Consider the following 16,894-nt stretch of genomic DNA (forward strand, 5'->3'; position numbering starts at 1 on the left):
ACATTTTTTATGCAATAAAAAATTGAGCATAATATCAAGCTCATTTAAAATGAAATCACCACAATAACATAGAAAGGAGTTTTCAATTATGCTCATGTCAAATTATATAGAAGAATTATTTGAATTAAAAGGTGCAATTTTAGAAAATATTAAAAGTACTGAGGAATCTCTCAACATTTTTATCTCAATGAAAAAAGAACCTCATACCTGCCCCTGCTGCAACTTCCCTACTGAAAGGGTTCATGACTACCGTACTCAGATAATCAAAGATGTCCCTTTTCTGCATAAAGCAACTTTCATTCATCTTAGAAAAAGAAGATATGTATGTCCTCATTGTGGTAAAAGATTTTTTGAGAAAATACCTTTCTTACCTAAATATCAAAGAACAACCAATAGGCTCTGGGCTTTTATTCTATCTAGATTTACTGAAGTTTCTTCACTAAAATCTATTGCTAAATTAACATCTCTTTCTCAGGCAACTATTGGCAGAATCCTTGATAAGATAGATTATGGCTTACCTAGTCTTCCCAAGGTGATTGCCTTTGATGAGTTTAAAGGAAATGCTAACGGAGAGAAATTCCAATTTATCCTTACTAATCCTAAAGCAAAGAAGGTTTTAGATATACTTCCTTCAAGAAAAGCTGACTACCTTTACTCTTACTTTTCCAAGTTTAAGGATAGAAACAATGTGCAATATGTTGTAATCGATATGAGCACTGCATTTAAAGCGGTTTCTAAACATTGTTTTCCTAATGCAAAAATCATAGCTGACAAATATCATGTTATCAGACAAGTCACATGGGCATTTGAAAGAACAAGAAAAAAGGTCCAACAAAACTTTGAGCCTAGCCGAAGGAAATATTTTAAAAGATCAAGAACACTGCTTCTTAAATCGCAGGACAAACTTAAAGACTATGAATGGCAACAAGTATTAAACATGCTATCTTTATCAAAGGAATTATCTCAAGCCTACTATCTTAAGAATGAATTTTATTCTCTTATGAAGGAAAAAGATAGCTACAAATTTACTAAAAGGATGAACAACTGGATTATGATGGCACAAAGTTTTGAATGTAAAGAGTTTAATAATTGCTGTAAAACTTTTATAGATTGGTTTGATGAGATAAGGAATGGAATAATTACAGGATACACTAATGGATATACAGAGGGCTGTAACAACAAGATAAAAGTAATCAAGAGAGTATCTTATGGAGTCAGAAATTTTAAGAGATTCAGAGCAAGAATCATGCATTCATTAACATAAAGAAACTGACAGAGTGAATATACACTCTGCCAGCCTATGATCTCATTTTATGAGTTCTACCCCAACATTTGACATAGAACCTTTTTTTCTCGGCTATTACATGAGCAGGAATACCAGCATGCCTCCGATGACAGAAGCTGAAGCCAGCAGAGCGGCAAAGGTGTGCTGCTTGTTGTTCTTGGCGATGACGCGTACGACGAAAGCAGCCAGACCGACGAAGCCGAAGCCCCAGGCGAACGCCTGCAATAATATCCAGTTGGATGGAAGGCTCTGGGCGCTTAATATCGCCAGCAATATCCCCCATATGGCCATAGCGAAGCATATGAGCTTCCTGGCTGCCATGTTTTTAGTGAGAAACAGGGCCAGCAGACCAACTATACTGATGATGCATAAAACGATGTACATGATAACAAGAATTCCTAATGCCATTTTTATATCCTCCTTTTATTTACTAAAATCGCATTTCCTTACTACGGTTATTAAGATACCACCATAATATAAAGAAAAACGGGAACAAATTCTAAAGAATCCTGAAGAAAAACGGGAATGATACTCAGGATCTGAAGAGGAACTAAACGTGATCAGGCCATATCAGTGACTGTCAGGGCGATCGCTATATCGATGAGGAAACTGCAGTCATCGCCGGACACGTTCACATGCCCGCCGGAGGCTTCCGCTATGCGCTTTACATTTACCAGTCCTATCAGACTGCTTTCAGGAGCGGGATTTTTGGATATGACCGGTTTTGCCACCTTGTTTTCCTGTCTGATGAGAAGGAGGTGGCCTTTTGTGCTCACCGTCAGCTGGACCGCTTCGGATGGATCAGCGTATTTCTGCACGTTGGAGGCCAGATTGTCGATTATCCTGCAAAGGCTGGAAGTATCCACTGCGCACGGGAAGTTACCGCAATGGGAAAGATCCACATGGCAGTCGAAATTTTCATCCAGGAGCTCTTCCCATTCGAAGGTCAGCTGACGCATCAACAGACCGATATCATCTATCTTCTCCACAGCGGCGGTGCTCTGGCCGGAAAGTTGTGAGATGAGACGCTTCATCTGTTCCGATTTGGAACGGACCAGCGCGATGTAATTCTGAGTTTCTTCCTTTCCCAGGTCCTCTTTCTCCGCCAGGAGCTCTGAGTAGGAGAGGATAGAGGTGAGGGGCGTCCTTATATCATGGGAAAGACTGCGGATGAACTCTTCGCGCTCATCCTTAAGCTCCTGTTCACGCCGCATCAGCCGCCGCTGAGACGAGGAGAGAAAATTGATGCTTTCCGCCAGCTCCGTCAGCTCATCGTTCCCCTCAGGTTCTATATAAAAGTTCATCTGGCGCTCTCTCAGCTTTTCGACTCCTGCTGTGATTTGGTTTATGTATTCCAGCCTGCGGCCTAACAGCACGAGGAACATGCAGATGAAAATGATAGACGCGGCGGCGATACAGAGACTCTTGAGCCATGTGTCCAGCAGAGACATCTGAACGTCCGTAAGGGGAATGCCCCGATGCGTTATGTAATTTTCAACAATGGAATGGGATGAGTAATAGAGAAAGAAAAAAGTGAAGGCCGCGACCACGAGGGCGGCCGCCAGATCCTTCAATATTTCAAAGTACAGTTTTCTTCGGTTCCCGGAACGCTGTGTTGTATCAGTCGACATAATAGCCTCTCCCCCATGCGGTTTTTACATACTTAGGTTCTCTGGAACTGTCTCCCAGTTTTCTGCGGATATTCTTTATGTGGACCATGATGGTCTCGTCGCCGACGGCGTCTTCGTTCCAGACGCTGCTATATATGTTTTCGGGAGAAAATATCTTCCCGCGGTTTGTCAGGAAGAGCTCCAATATCCTGAACTCGGTATAGGTGAGCTTGATGAGCTGGTCCTCTTTGCGCAGAGTATGGGAATCTGTGTCCAGCAGCAGGTCTTTGTATATTATGGTGTTCCCCGCTGTGTCCGTTTCATCCGTGCCGCTGATCCTTACGGCCTCGCCATCTGTCGTATTCATATCCGAGCCGCCTTTAGCGACGCTGATGTCAGCTTTTCCTATGGTCCTGCGGAGGATAGCCTTCACCCGCATCAGCAGTTCTGTATTGGAAAATGGTTTTACGATATAATCGTCAGCGCCCGCCGAAAAGCCGAGGTATTTGTCAGATTCTCCCGCATAAGCCGTCAGAAAGATCATGGGGGTGTCCGACCGCCGTCTTATCTCTGACCCGGCCGCGAAGCCCGACATTTCCGGCATGTTCACATCCAATATGTACAGATCGATATCTTCAGAAGGATGCTCCAAAGCCTGGCGACCGTTACTGGCCCGCACGACCTCGTACCCGTTTTCCACCAAGAGCATTTCCAGTACATCCAGTATTTCTTTCTCATCGTCAGCGATGAGGATCCTTCCTTCGCTCATGCCGTCCCTCCTTCACATACGCTTCCCTATAGGAACAATATATAGGAGAGTGGGGGATAAGTCAAGAAAAGCACCGCATCTATCTGTTCACGATGGCCTGCAGTACCTGGTTGGCTACAGAACCCGCGGCATCGATGCCGTATCCGCCGTTTTCCACCAGAACAACGAAGGCATATGGATTGGATGGGTCGTTGAGGAAACCGGCGAACCAGGAATGAGGGCTTTTGCCGTTACCCACCTCAGCGGTACCTGTTTTCGCGCACAGACTGTCCAGCCCCGGGAAGTTCTCCGAGCCGTAATGAGAGACCACGTTGTTGGCCATCATTTCCGTAAGGGACGAAGCTGTCGATGAGTCTATCATCTGCTTAGTCCTGCTGGTGGTGCCGAATACAGGAAGCCGGGCCTTCAGATTATTGAGGAAGGAGGTCGGCTCTACTATGTTGGGAAGCACGGCTTCGCCGCCGCCTGCGATGGCGCCCATATAGACCATAAGTGCACAAGGATTTACCATATCTTCCCACTGCCCTATACCGGTCCAGGCCAGATTCATCCCACTGTCGGGATAGGAAAATGAACCTTCAGCAGTCTTGATGCCATTGATGTCGTAAGAGGTGGTCAGTCCGGCCTTTTCCACGTATTTTTCCAGGAGCCCCGGTCCCAGCTTTTCGGCCAGCTGGCCAAAATAGCAGTTACAGGAGACTTCCAGCGCTTTTTCCAGATCCACGGTCCCGTGGGCCGTTTCGTCGGTCACGGCGTATTGTCCTCCGTAGCTTACGGAACCGGTGCAGTTGATCTCCCACGTATACGCGTCATCCAGGTTTTCGATGGCCGCGGCAGCCGTCACCAGCTTGAACACAGAACCGGGAACGAAGGTAGAGGATGTGAACCTGTTGATATACGAACCTTCCTCAGGTGAGGAAGGCGGGTCGGCAGGGTCGTAGGTAGGAGCGCTGACCATACATATGATGTCGCCTGTCTCATAATTGTAGACGCCTATTGTCCCGTTTCGACCGCCTAAGGCTTCATAAGCGACAGCGCATATGTTGGCGTCAAGGGTGAGCGTCACATCTTCTCCTTCGTTGTTGAGAGAGTAGACTCCATTGAGCAGATCGTAACCGATGAGCTCATCGGTGAAAGCTCTGTTGGCGCCTGTGGAGATATTGTTGTCACGGTCGCCGGTTATGTGCATCAGAGCCCTTCGTATGGTGGCGTCATCATTGTATATGATGCCATCCGCCGTGTTCTGCATCAGCAGTGTGCCATTGATGTCGTATAGCCGGCCTTTGGAGAGGTCTCCTTCGGCGTACACGTCGCGGTTGCCCTCATAGGAGGCCCAGTCGTCACCGTGGGCTACATATCTGTAGGAGAAGACGCCTACGCCTGCCAACAGGACGAATGCCAGAAGGAGGCACATGATGGCTCGTTTTTCTATTTTTTTCATTTGTCATCGCCTCCGAAAATATCTTCAAGGGTCAGCGGCTTGTCTTCAGAGGAGCTGTTAGGCGAGGTAGTCCTGCCGCCGGTGCTGTTTGAGCTGTTTGGACCGTTGCCCGTCCGTTTGCCGGTCGTTTTCGTTTTCTTCCCGGCCCCGGTCACTCCACGTGAATCACGTTCGAAGCTTTCAAAAAATTCCTCATCTGAAAAATCTTTGTACTGTATTTTTTTCTTTTCGTTCCGAGGCTTGCTCACTACCGTAGTATTGTCAAACCTGCGGGTCTCATCAGCCGTCCTGCTTCTTCCGGAAGGAGCGCGCCGCCCCGGTCGTCTGGCAGGACGTTTTCCGCCGGCGCCGGCCTCAGGCCTGGCCGGTATGGCTCGGAATATCTCTTCCGGATCTTCCGGTCCGCCGCCTTCCAGCTCCGGCTCGAACTCGCCTTTCTTGTCAAGGCGTATGGCAAAGCTGGCGTTTTGCCTCGTATCAGCGGCTTTGAGGAAGGCCAGCAGCCCCCATGACGCTATCATACTGGTCCCTCCAGAGGAGACGAAGGGGAAGGTCACGCCTGTCAGAGGCAGCAGATCCACTGAGCCGAACACATTGAGTATAGCCTGGAATATGAACATGGATGTGGCTGCGCAGGCGGCGATGCTGTAATATGTAGATCTGCCCGCTATTATGGCCCGTACCGCGAAGACACCCAGGGTGATGATACACAGTACAGCCAGGATAGCTATTATCAGGCCCCACTCTTCACTTAGCAGACCGAATACCAGGTCGGTGCTGGCCGCCGCCACATCGCTGAGATTTCCTTCGCCTGCGCCCAGACCGGGAAGGCCGCCGCTGGCGGCTGCCGTCATGGTCTGTACCTGCTGGAACCCGCCGCCTGTGGGATCGTCCCAGACATGGCCCCAGGTCTCGAATCTGGCTCCGATATACGGTCTGAATCTGAGGACCATCAATCCCATAAGTCCGGCCGCTCCTATGATGAGCGCCAATTTGGAGAAGTCGCCGCTTCTGAGGAAGGAGATGACGAGGAAGGTGACGAAGAATATCATCGCCGTACCGAAATCTCCCATTATGGCGAGGCATCCCAGGCAGAATACCGAGAAGCCCATGAAAATCGTCAGGTTTTTACGCTGCTGGAGTTCATCCAGCGTAGCCGCGCCAACGTAAACGAATACTATCTTCACCAGCTCCGAGGGCTGGAAAGAGAATCCGCCGATCTCCACCCAGTTCTGAGCTCCATAGCGAACAGTCCCCAGCAGCAGGTTTATCAGCAGCAAAAGTACGCTGGCCCCCATAAGGGCGTAGATTATCCTCTTGGCTCTGTTGAGATCACGCAGGAACCAGCATAGTCCGAAAAACAGAGCCAGTCCCAGCACGACGCAAACCGCCTGCTTGAAGACAGTGGACGGATAGGCTGAAGCTGTGACCGCCAGACTCAATGTGGAGAGGAAAAAGGCGATTATCTCCATTTCGAAGCCTACACGCCGCATGGTCCTCATGAAGATCACGTAAAACCACATGAGAGCGCATAGCAGCGCGAAAGCTATTGGTAAGTTGGCAGGGAAATCTTCGCCAAGCGATATCCGGAACTGGATGACCGTCAGAAGCTGGAACAGCGTCAGCGCTGCCAGAGACGGCCATGGAGAGACGGGGCGTGTCTTGCGCTTTCTCTTCTCGATATTGGCCATTCTCTCCTGCAGGCTGACTGGGTAGAGTGTGAAATCGGAGCCTCCGATAGTAAGCACATCTCCTCCTTTGAGGACTGTAGCCTCTTTTACCGGCCTGCCGTTTATCCTGGAACCGTTTTTGGAGTTGAGGTCGTTATATTTCCAGACGCCGGCTGAATCCCTTATGAGGGTGGCATGGCTCCTGGAAACGCTGGTCAGGTTGATGATGACATCACAGCCTCGGCCGCGCCCTATCAGATTTTCCCAGTGGGTGAGAGGGACATTGGTGCCATCGGGGCAGCCCAGATAGGCCCATATCTCTGAAGGATTGCGGGCCTGCAGCAGTGAACGTATCTGCCGGGCTAATATGAAGATCGCCAGGACCAGGAATACCCACCTGACTCCCGTTGTAAAATATATACCGGTATATTCCAATACCGTATTCAGGAGGTCCATAAAATTCTCCTTATCTTATCTCTAAAACACGAATGTATACATAGTCAATATAACAGATGTTTTTGTTGTTGATGTGATGGAAACGCCATTTGAGCCGGGCCGGCGGAAGAGAGCGGCTCTGGTTCTTGACTTGCCGGAAGTGCTGATATAACATGGGAAATATAACATGGGGAAAGCTAAGGAGGTAAGAAATGTTAAACTTCGCTTTTGTGATCAATGTATCGGGCGCTGCTCCCGAAAATTATTCCGTTATATATGAAAACGATGAGAGCCGTAGTATCATAGCCGGCGTGGACGGGATAGAGGCAGGAAAGGCATATGTCAGAGAGCTGATAGGACAGGGGTATACGCTCATAAATCTGTGCGGCGATTTTGACGATGATGTGACAGAAGAGATAAGAAAGGACGCAGGTGAGGGCATCACTGTGGAAAACGCCAGGTATACCATAGATGAGCTGGCGAAGCTCAATAAGCTGGAATCCTTTCACGATTACGGCATGATAGTGAAAATGGACGGTGTGGATGAACCGCAGTGGAGAAGGCTTGAAAATGCTGACTGCGCGCTCAGAGTGGTGTTCGTGAGGGATATGGATCAGGCAAAGGCGGCCGCTCTCGAAATGGTGAGAAAGAGGGTGGGTTTCATCGAGCTGTGCAGCTGGTTCGATCAGATGATGATGGAAAAGATATCGGACGAGACAGGAGGAAAAGTTCCTATCGGGACGTGCGGCAGGATCTACAGATAGATAGGCTGAAGCTGATACGGTAAGTGAGCATTAAAAGAGGAGACTGCTCCGGGAAAGGATATTCCCGGTACAGTCTCCCTTTTTCAGCATTACATGATCCATGTCCGTGTCCGGACCGTTGGCACGTCTGTGCTATTTGTAGTGGAGCAGTCTGTGAGCGTTTTCTCCGGCCAGCAGCCCATTGTAGAGATTTTCGGTCACAGGATTGCCCTGAGACGTACGTACGTTGGACAACTGATCGGCTTCGTACATCCCCTGGGAACGTTCGGCTCTTGCTCTTCCTACTACGAACGGCTGTCCCGCTCCGGCGATACATCCGCCCTGGCAGGCCATGACTTCGACGAAATCGTAGTGGACTTCGCCGCTTTCTATTTTTCTTATGAGATTTTCCGCGTTTCGCAGGCCGCTTACGATAGCGATGGAAATAGTCTGTTCTCCTTCTTCTCCGTAAGGCAGATGGACTTCCTTGACACCGTCCAGTCCTCTTACGCCTGTAAAGGCTATTTCTTCCAGTTCGGCTCTGCTGTCAGGATCGATGACGTTTCTTATCACTGCTTCTGTAACGCCACCCGTGACACCGAAGATGACTCCGGCACCGCTGGCGATACCGAATGGCATGTCCACGGCTTCAGGCTGTATGTCTTCAAACTTGAGACCCGACTCGATAATGAGGGAAGCCAGCTCCTGAGTGGTGATGGCCAGATCGACCGTAGGTTCACCATTTGTCTTCATTTCTTCTCTCTTCACTTCGAATTTCTTAGCAGTGCAAGGCATGATAGCTACGTTCTTCACTACCTTAGGATTTTTCTGGCCTTCCGAATCAAGTCTGGCTTTTTCCTTGAGGACTGAACCAAACATTTCCATAGGCGATTTGCAGCTGGAGATGTTGTCCATCAGCTCAGGGTGCTTCGTCTCCGCGTACTTGACCCATGCAGGGCAGCAAGAGGTGAAGAGCGGCAGCTTCCCGCCTTCCTTCAGCCTTTCCACGAACTCGGCAGCCTCTTCGATGACTGTCAGGTCAGCTCCGGTAGCTGTATCGTATACCTCGTCAAAGCCCAGCTTTCTCAGAGCTGCAACGATCTTACCCATGACGTTGGTCCCGTAAGGGAAGTTGAATTCATCTCCGAGAGCTACTCTTACGGCAGGTGCTATCTGAGCCTGAACGATGATGTTGTCGTCGTTGAGCATTTCCCACAGTTCACGAAGGTTGCTTCTTACCGTTATAGCTGCCGTAGGACATACGGCGGCACATTGACCGCAGTTGACGCAGTCCGATTCGGCCAGCGGCATATCGAATGCCGGCATTACTTCCATTTTTGAGCCTCTGTTGACGAAGTCGATGGCTCCTACGTTCTGTATCTCGTCGCACATCCTGATGCAGTCGCCGCAAAGTATGCACTTGTCAGGATGTCTGATAACAGCAAGGGAGGATTTGTCTTTCGTTCCATCCATGCTGTAGGTCTCAAATCTGACGGTATCGACGTCGAAACGGCGCGCCAGTCTCAGCAGCTCGCAGTCACGTCGCTTCTCGCAGGTGATGCAATCACGGTTGTGGTCGGCCAGCATCAGCTCCAATATCATTTTCCTGTATTCTCTCAGTCTCGGTGTATTGGTCCGTATGTCCATACCGGCTTTAGGCGGAGTGGAGCAGGATGCCAGGATATTGCCTTTTTTGTCTTCGACGATGCACATCCTGCACGCGCCGAAGGTGGAAAGCTGTGAGTGGTAACATAAGGTCGGCATATCGAAACCGGCCTTGCGTATGAGATCGAGAATATTCTTCTCGCCTTCTATAGGTACAGGCCTTCCGTTTACGGTCATGGTTCTCTTGTTATTGATAGTACTCATTTTAGCCCTCCTTAATGGCGTTGAACTTACATTTTTCCATACATGCTCCGCACTTGATACATTTGGCCGCGTCGATTTCATACGGCTCCTTTATCTTTCCGGAGATGGCGTCTACAGGACATACCTTGGAGCACAGGGAGCAGCCCTTGCAGAGATCCTTGTCGATGTAGATGGTTTTGAGGGCCTGGCAGTTGCCGGTCCTGCATTTCTTATCGACGATGTGCTCGATATATTCGTCCCTGAAGTATTTGAGTGTCGACTGGACAGGATTAGCTGCCGTCTTGCCCAGACCGCAGAGGGCTGTGGCGGTGATAGTGTCAGCCAGTCTTTCCAGTATGTCAAGATCGGAGAGCTCGCCGTTTCCGGCTACGATCTTCTCAAGGATGTCCAGCATTCTCCTGGTACCTTCACGGCACGGTACGCATTTGCCGCATGATTCGTTCTGAGTGAAGTTCATGAAGAATCTGGCCACCTCTACCATGCAGGTGTCTTCATCCATTACTACCAGTCCGCCGGAACCTATCATGGCGCCGACTTTTTTCAGGCTGTCGAAGTCCAGCGGCAGATCGAGATGCTCTTCCGTGAGACATGCTCCCGAAGGACCTCCTATCTGTACGGCCTTGAATTTTTTGCCGCCTCTGATGCCGCCGCCGATATCGTATATGACCTGTCTGAGAGTAGTTCCCATAGGTACCTCGATGAGACCGGTGTTGACGATGTTTCCGGTAAGAGCGAATGCCTTGGTGCCGGGGCTCTTTTCAGGTCCGATGGATCTGTACCATTCCGCGCCGTTTTCTATTATGATAGGAACATTGGCGAAGGTCTCCACGTTGTTCAAAAGTGTCGGTTTGCCGTAGAGGCCGTGCTCTACTGTCCTAGGAGGCTTGACTCTTGGCATTCCTCTGTTTCCTTCGATGGATGTGGTGAGGGCGCTTCCTTCTCCGCAGACGAATGCGCCGGCTCCTTTTACGATATGTATATCGAAGTCGAAATCAGCGCCCAGGATGTTCTTCCCCAGAAGGCCGATCTCGCGGGCCTGTTCGATGGCCATGGTAAGCCTTTCCACAGCCAGAGGATATTCGGCTCTGACGTAAATGTATCCTTCTTTTGCTCCTGACGCGTAGCCTGCTATCATCATTCCTTCCAGCATCTTGTGAGGGTCGCCTTCCATGATGCTTCTGTCCATGAAGGCGCCTGGGTCGCCTTCGTCTCCGTTGCAGACTACATATTTCTCAGGAGATTTCTGGGATTTTACCTGGGACCATTTCCTCCCGGCAGGGAATCCGGCGCCGCCTCTTCCTCTCAGGTTGGAATCTGTGATGACCTTGATCACTTCGTCCTGAGTCATTTCGAACATACATTTTTCCAGAGAGCTGTAGCCGCCGTAAGCGATGTATTCCTTGATGGACTGAGCGTCTATCTGTCCGCAGTCCTCCAGGACCATCCTCGTCTGATGTTTGTAGAATGGTATCTCTTCCTGTTCCGGATACTGTATACCATCTCTGCTGTATATGAGTCTTTCGACTACTTCGTCGCCTGCTATGGATTTTTCCACTATCTCGCGGCAGTCTTCCGGCTTGACCTTCAGGTAGAAAAGCTTCGACGGCTCTATCCTGAGGACAGGGCCCATTTCGCAGAACCCGTGACAGCCGCTCTTCTTGAGGCCTATGCTGCCCTGACAGGCGTCAGAATCCAGAGAAACGTCACATCTGAGGCCGTATTCCTCGATGAGCTTTTTGAATTCGTCATAGATTTCCATGGAACCGCCGGCTACGCAGCCTGTTCCGCCGCATACATATACCTTTTTTGTCTGAGTGTCGATATGAGCCAGAAATTCCTTTCTGTACTGGTCTAAATGCTTTCTATCTGTTATTTTCATGGGGTCCTCCTATTCCAGTTCTTCCACTAAGGCTGTAGCTGATTCGGGAGTCATGGCAGGGTATACCTTGTCGTTGACGGTCATTACGGGAGCTAACCCGCAGGCGCCGAGACATGATACCGTTTCGACGGTAAAGAGACCGTCATCGGTAGTCTTCTTGCCTTCCTTGAGATTCAGCTTGTTCTGAAGAGCATTTAAAATAGGTATGGATTTTCTGACGTGACATGCCGTACCGTCGCAGATCTTTATCACGTATTTTCCCTTCGGTTCAAGGGAGAAATTCTCGTAGAATGTCGCGACGCTGTAGATCTTGGCGATGCTCACATCGATTTTCTTTGCAAGATAAAACAACGCTTCCTTAGGAAGATATCTGTATTCCTCCTGGATATCCTGCAAAATAGCGACGATAGGTTTCTTGTCGCCGTGACGGTCGATGATACCGTCGATGGTTTTACACATTTTCTCATTATCCATAGTGAATTGCCCTTTCTGCATGTAGGTGGTGATAACGGTATGAAATTTAAGAATGGTGAAAATCTTGATAAAAAATATTTTACATTATCGGTTAAATGTTGTCTACAGGTTTAATATGTAGGAAAAAACTTACTTGCTTAAAAAAAAGAAAAAATGTTATTAATTTGCTCAAAAAACGGCTTTAATTTGTTTAAAAAATATCACAGTCTTATGGAAATCTCGCCGGATGAAAGGGCTTCCCGAGTACCGTTTTCATACTGGACGATCAGCCGTCCGGCGTTGTCAATATCAAGAGCCTTTGCCGGTATACCTGAAAGATCCTTTTCCGGTGAGGTGAGGTATCTTCCTTTATATACCGTGATATCCCGTCCCAATACGATACTTCTTTGCTTATAAGAATCGATAAATGTGCTGTTTTCCTGATCGCCGATAAAACGCAGCGTCCCGGCTATTATTTCTGCCGCCAGCTGAGCTTTGGAGTAATTTCCTTCCACAGCACCTGCGATATCCAGCAGCTCTTCAGGGAAATCCTTAACAGTCGTGTTGACTCCTATACCTATGATCATGGTTTCGACGCGGCCTGTTTCGAAGTTGGTGATGCCCTCGGTCAGGATACCGCATATTTTTTTCCCGTCGCAGTAAATATCGTTGACCCATTTGATCCCTGCCTGCTTTCCGCAGACTTTTTCAACCGCTTCGGCGACGGCGACGGCGGCGGCTGTGGTGACAGCGGCTGCTCTGTCGAGAGCGAAAGACGGCTTTATTATGATGCTGAGATAAAGACCTTCCCTGGGAGAAAAGAAGTCTCTGCCCAGACGCCCTCGTCCGGCTGTTTGCTGCAGCGCTATCACGACAGTCCCGTGACTGGCCCCGTCATCTGACAGCTGGCGTGCTTTCAGGTTAGTTGAATCGAGGATGTCGTATACCTCTATATCGATGCTTTTGTATTCCGAAGGGAGAAAATCACGTATGTTTCCCGCGGCGATAGTATCGCCTCCTTCGATGAGTCTGTAACCCCTGTTGGTGACAGCTTTTATGATATATCCTTCTTCTCTGAGGGCTCTGATGGCTTTCCATATGGCGGTACGGGAAACATGGAGATCGCCTGACAGCGTCTCTCCTGAAACGAAACTCCCGCCGGCGTTCCGGAGCGATTTTAACACGAGATCTTTAGTAGACATAATATCAATCCTCCAATTCGTCCTGCAATATCTCCAGCAGCTTCTTCGCGGCGGCGGAGAATATCTGGTACTTTTTCCACGCGATGAACATATCCACTTTCATGGCAGGTTCAAAAGGGCGGAAGCAGAGAGGGCTTTCTTCGGAAGTATTGGCCAGCTTATCTATGCAGACGGCGTATCCCAGACCTTCCTCCACCATGACAGCGGCATTGTAGATAAGATTGTATGTACCGATGATGTTCAGCTCCTCAAAAGCGATGCCCAGCCATCCCGAAAGCTCGTTCTGTATCAGAGCCTGACGCGAACACAGGAGAGGCAGACCTGGGAGCATGTCGGGAGTTATGCTTTCCTCCTTCGCCAGAGAATCGTCCTTTCTCATGATAAGACCCCATCGGTGATAGTAGGGCAGTGTCAGATAATCATACTTTTTCAGATCGGTCATGCCGACAAACAGACCGAAGTCCAGCAGCCCCTTGTCCAGCCGCTCGGAGACGTCTTCACCGTTGCCGCTGTACAAGTTGAACGTGATGCCGGGATGGAGAGCCTGCAGCCGGGACAAAGATTTTGCTATATACCGTATAGCTTCGGTTTCACCGCTGCCGATGAATATCTCTCCCACTATGGTCTCGCTGTCCGCTGTGAAGGCAGCCTCAGTCTTGTCGACCAATTCGGTTATTTCCTGAGCCCGCTTGCGCAGGAACATCCCGTCCTCCGTCAGCGTTATCTTCCTGTTGCCCCGTATGAACAGCGTTCTGCCCAGCTCCTTCTCCAGCTCCATCAGCTGCTTCGACAAGGTGGGCTGAGTGACGTGGAGAGTCTCGGCAGCAGCCGTTATATTCTGCTCTCTCGCGACAGCGAGAAAGTATCGTAAAACACGAAGTTCCATTTTATCCTTCTCCTTGATATATCTATCACATGTTTGATTCAATTATAAGTATTAAGTAAAGTCATGGCAAGCGGCTTTTATAGGCGTCCGCTATTGGAATGAGAGCGGGAGCCAAGGTAAAGATACGGAAAAAATTGTGTAGTTGCTGTGAATCCGCTTGTCAACAGGCGTGCGGATAATGTATATTAAAAAAAATATATATTCGAAAAGCAGCAGGAGGATGAATATGAGCGGATTTTTTTCACGTTCCAGCAGCAATCGCCGCTATCCTGATCCAAACAGGGGCGGGAGCCATTACAGGAAAAAGGGCCTGTTCGGTATACTGTCGGGATTCGGCGGCTCTTTCGGTTCACGGAGCTCATGGGGCTACAGAGGTTACGGCGGCTATCCGGGACAGGGTTATCCCGATCAGGGCTATCCGGGGCAAGGCTATCAGCAGGGTGGTCAGACGAACTTGTCAGGCGGCCAGATGAGTCCTCGTCATGGAGACGGCCAGATAGTATGCCCTAAGTGCGGGACAGCGGTCCCGGCAGGTTCGAAGTTCTGTTTGTCGTGCGGAGAAAAGATAGAGGCCAATGCCTCCTTCTGTACCGACTGTGGCAAGCCTCTCCCGCCGGGGGCCAAGTTCTGTGCCAACTGCGGCAAGCCGGTCGGTAAATGATGCTGCGGAAAAATAAGAGGATCGGAGACTACACCGTGATGTCCCGCATCGGAAGCGGACGTTACGGTGTATGTTTTCTTGCGCGAAGCTCTGATGGGAGGCAGGTGGTGCTGAAACGGTTTCGCAGGCGGATGAGAAGAAAAAACCGTTTCCACGAGCACCACGAAGCAGTAATACTGTCGGGTCTTCGGCATCCGGCGCTCCCACAGCTGGAAGGAGTGATAAATGACCGTCATGGCTATTTTTTCGTCCTTGAATACAAAGCCGGCAAATCGCTGGCCAGATGGTTGTTTGATGAGAAGAAGAGCTTTTCGGAAGCGGAAATAAGGGACATCGGGACGCAGCTTTTTCGTATACTGGAGTATTTGGAGAGCCGCAGCGTTATCCACGGAGATATCAGCATTTCAAATATCCTGTATGATGGTGAGGTGATAGCGTTGATAGATTTTGGCCTGGCCAGGTATGAGGGGACCAGAGGCATGTCCTTCAGTCTGGATCTGGCACGGACAGCAGACGTTTTGCTGTATCTGCTCTATTCATGCTACGGCGAGACTGCCTGCGGACCAGCAGGCAGCCGCGAAGAGAGGACGTGGCGTCAGGAGCTTCCTCTTTCGCGGGAGCAGCAAGAGTTCATCGGTCAGCTGTTGGAACCGGATACTTTCGGCAGGGAGGCATCTGACACGGACGCTACGGAGACAGGAGCCACGGGAACGGGTACAGCCCGGAGAAGCGATGGACCCCGTCCGGCTGCCGCAGCAAGGGAGATATTTCAGAGATTATGGCCGCGGATGTGAATGAAAACGCACGTCCGCGGCTTTGCATTGTGGCTCCGCGGGGATCTGTCGTTGTCCGCCGGCCCCCTGGGTCCTTCCGCTATCCGCAGCTATTCCTTTTGCGTATGGAAAACGATAATTTATAGGTATTTGCTATCAATGAAGACCGGGTGTAAAATAATCTCATCAGAAAGCGTGGCGCAGGAGGCATTGAGATGTTGACGAAAAAAGAGAAAGACGCACTGAGGCAAATATTGAAGGATGCCGGATGTTGCCAGGAGCAGGCCGACAGGTTCTTAGGATGTCGTGAAAATAAAAGCTGCGGCGAGCAGCTGGACATATTGTCGGACTACAGGCGGCAGCTGTTGGATAAAAGTCATCAGGTACAGCGGCAGCTGGAGTGTCTCGATTATCTGATATACAGGATAAAAGAGGGAAAAGAGATCAGTTGAAACAAGAGGAGGTATGGTTATGAAAAAGCAGACAGCCGGAAGAGATAGTCTTGGAGAATTCGCTCCTAAATTCGCGGAGCTGAACGATGATGTGCTCTTTGGAGAAGTGTGGTCGAGAGAGGATAAACTGTCGTTGAGGGACAGATCGCTGGTGACCATATGTGTGTTTATGGGAAAAGGTCTTGTCGATAACTCCCTTAAGTACCATCTGATGAGCGCAAAAAACAATGGGATAACGAAGGAAGAGATGGCGGAGATAATAACCCATGCTGCCTTCTATGCCGGCTGGCCAAACGCGTGGGCCGTATTCAATCTGGCTAAGGAAGTGTACGCTGACGAAGAGGATGGCCGCGACGGGGAGCACGGCGGCATGTTCGGTATGGGAGAGCCAAACACGGCATTCGCCCAGTATTTCATCGGCAATTCATATCTGAAGCCGCTGGTGGATCCGGAAAAATCCAATCTTTTCCTGGCTAACGTGACCTTTGAGCCGGGATGCCGCAACAATTGGCATATACACAGAGCCGAGAAAGGCGGCGGACAGGTGCTGGTATGCGTCGAAGGAGAGGGCTGGTACCAGGAAGAAGGAAAACCGGCTCAGAGCCTGAAGCCGGGCGATGTGGTAGTGATCCCGCCTGATGTCAAGCACTGGCACGGTGCCAAGGCCGACTGCTGGTTCAGTCATATAGCGATAGAGGTTCCGGGAGAAGCCACAGGAAGCGAGTGGTGTGAACCGGTCAGCGATGAGGAATATGGGAGGCTTTAA

General features: G+C 49.8%; 16 protein-coding genes. 6 read left to right on the forward strand and 10 right to left on the reverse strand.

Going from position 1 to position 16,894, the window contains the following annotated elements; genetic code table 11:
* The first annotated feature begins 94 nt into the window (after window positions 1-94).
* Entirely contained in the window at window positions 95-1,264 is a 1,170-nt protein-coding gene (locus tag ACQY69_RS09600) for an ISL3 family transposase (protein ID WP_226385831.1), read from the forward strand.
* 96 nt (window positions 1,265-1,360) lie between these two features.
* Here ACQY69_RS09600 and ACQY69_RS09605 read toward each other — a convergent pair whose 3' ends face one another.
* The 5 genes from ACQY69_RS09605 to ACQY69_RS09625 form a co-directional block, all read right to left on the reverse strand.
* The gene (locus ACQY69_RS09605; protein ID WP_428260306.1) at window positions 1,361-1,693 is read right to left on the reverse strand and encodes a hypothetical protein; all 333 of its coding nucleotides are present in this window, start codon (window positions 1,691-1,693) and stop codon (window positions 1,361-1,363) included.
* A 152-nt stretch (window positions 1,694-1,845) separates the two neighbouring features.
* Window positions 1,846-2,916 carry a sensor histidine kinase gene (locus ACQY69_RS09610; protein ID WP_428260307.1) on the reverse strand — a complete coding sequence of 357 codons (1,071 nt, stop codon included), beginning with the start codon at window positions 2,914-2,916 and terminating at the stop codon, window positions 1,846-1,848.
* Entirely contained in the window at window positions 2,906-3,664 is a 759-nt protein-coding gene (locus tag ACQY69_RS09615; protein ID WP_428260308.1) for a response regulator transcription factor, read from the reverse strand. The genes ACQY69_RS09610 and ACQY69_RS09615 overlap by 11 nt, the downstream gene beginning before the upstream one ends.
* A 79-nt stretch (window positions 3,665-3,743) precedes the next feature.
* On the reverse strand, window positions 3,744-5,105 hold the full coding sequence (locus ACQY69_RS09620; RefSeq protein ID WP_428260309.1) for a penicillin-binding transpeptidase domain-containing protein: 1,362 nt from the start codon (window positions 5,103-5,105) through the stop codon (window positions 3,744-3,746).
* The gene (locus ACQY69_RS09625) at window positions 5,102-7,231 is read right to left on the reverse strand and encodes an FtsW/RodA/SpoVE family cell cycle protein (RefSeq protein WP_428260310.1); all 2,130 of its coding nucleotides are present in this window, start codon (window positions 7,229-7,231) and stop codon (window positions 5,102-5,104) included. Before ACQY69_RS09625 ends, ACQY69_RS09620 begins: the two co-directional genes overlap by 4 nt.
* A 191-nt stretch (window positions 7,232-7,422) precedes the next feature.
* On the opposite strand from ACQY69_RS09625, the gene ACQY69_RS09630 reads away from it, so the two are divergent.
* Window positions 7,423-7,974: a DUF6506 family protein gene (locus ACQY69_RS09630; RefSeq protein ID WP_428260311.1), complete on the forward strand. Its 552-nt coding sequence runs from the start codon at window positions 7,423-7,425 to the stop codon at window positions 7,972-7,974.
* A gap of 132 nt (window positions 7,975-8,106) precedes the next feature.
* Here ACQY69_RS09630 and ACQY69_RS09635 read toward each other — a convergent pair whose 3' ends face one another.
* The 5 genes from ACQY69_RS09635 to ACQY69_RS09655 form a co-directional block, all read right to left on the reverse strand.
* Window positions 8,107-9,822, reverse strand: coding sequence for a [FeFe] hydrogenase, group A (locus tag ACQY69_RS09635; protein ID WP_428260312.1), 1,716 nt, complete (start codon window positions 9,820-9,822; stop codon window positions 8,107-8,109).
* Window position 9,823: 1 nt separating this feature from the next.
* Window positions 9,824-11,701 (reverse strand): NADH-quinone oxidoreductase subunit NuoF, encoded by a 1,878-nt coding sequence (gene nuoF, locus ACQY69_RS09640; RefSeq protein WP_428260313.1) that lies wholly within the window; start codon window positions 11,699-11,701, stop codon window positions 9,824-9,826.
* 9 nt (window positions 11,702-11,710) lie between these two features.
* Window positions 11,711-12,175, reverse strand: coding sequence for an NAD(P)H-dependent oxidoreductase subunit E (locus tag ACQY69_RS09645; RefSeq protein ID WP_428260314.1), 465 nt, complete (start codon window positions 12,173-12,175; stop codon window positions 11,711-11,713).
* 200 nt (window positions 12,176-12,375) lie between these two features.
* A complete protein-coding gene (locus ACQY69_RS09650) occupies window positions 12,376-13,356 on the reverse strand; it encodes a biotin--[acetyl-CoA-carboxylase] ligase (protein WP_428260315.1) in 981 nt (326 codons plus the stop codon).
* Window positions 13,357-13,360: 4 nt separating this feature from the next.
* Window positions 13,361-14,242, reverse strand: a complete 882-nt coding sequence (locus tag ACQY69_RS09655) for a LysR family transcriptional regulator (RefSeq protein ID WP_428260316.1) — start codon at window positions 14,240-14,242, stop codon at window positions 13,361-13,363.
* A gap of 226 nt (window positions 14,243-14,468) precedes the next feature.
* Here ACQY69_RS09655 and ACQY69_RS09660 point away from each other — a divergent pair, with 226 nt between their 5' ends.
* From ACQY69_RS09660 to ACQY69_RS09675, 4 genes are all read left to right on the forward strand, one after another.
* Window positions 14,469-14,903, forward strand: a complete 435-nt coding sequence (locus ACQY69_RS09660) for a zinc ribbon domain-containing protein (RefSeq protein ID WP_428260317.1) — start codon at window positions 14,469-14,471, stop codon at window positions 14,901-14,903.
* The gene (locus tag ACQY69_RS09665; protein WP_428260318.1) at window positions 14,900-15,697 is read left to right on the forward strand and encodes a protein kinase domain-containing protein; all 798 of its coding nucleotides are present in this window, start codon (window positions 14,900-14,902) and stop codon (window positions 15,695-15,697) included. Before ACQY69_RS09660 ends, ACQY69_RS09665 begins: the two co-directional genes overlap by 4 nt.
* 194 nt (window positions 15,698-15,891) lie before the next feature.
* The gene (locus ACQY69_RS09670) at window positions 15,892-16,128 is read left to right on the forward strand and encodes a hypothetical protein (RefSeq protein WP_428260319.1); all 237 of its coding nucleotides are present in this window, start codon (window positions 15,892-15,894) and stop codon (window positions 16,126-16,128) included.
* Window positions 16,129-16,147: 19 nt separating this feature from the next.
* Window positions 16,148-16,894 carry a carboxymuconolactone decarboxylase family protein gene (locus ACQY69_RS09675; RefSeq protein ID WP_428260320.1) on the forward strand — a complete coding sequence of 249 codons (747 nt, stop codon included), beginning with the start codon at window positions 16,148-16,150 and terminating at the stop codon, window positions 16,892-16,894.

The organism is Gallibacter sp. Marseille-QA0791 (genome assembly GCF_965119705.1).
Taxonomy (GTDB): Bacteria; Bacillota; Clostridia; order Peptostreptococcales; family Anaerovoracaceae; genus Lentihominibacter; species Lentihominibacter excrementipullorum.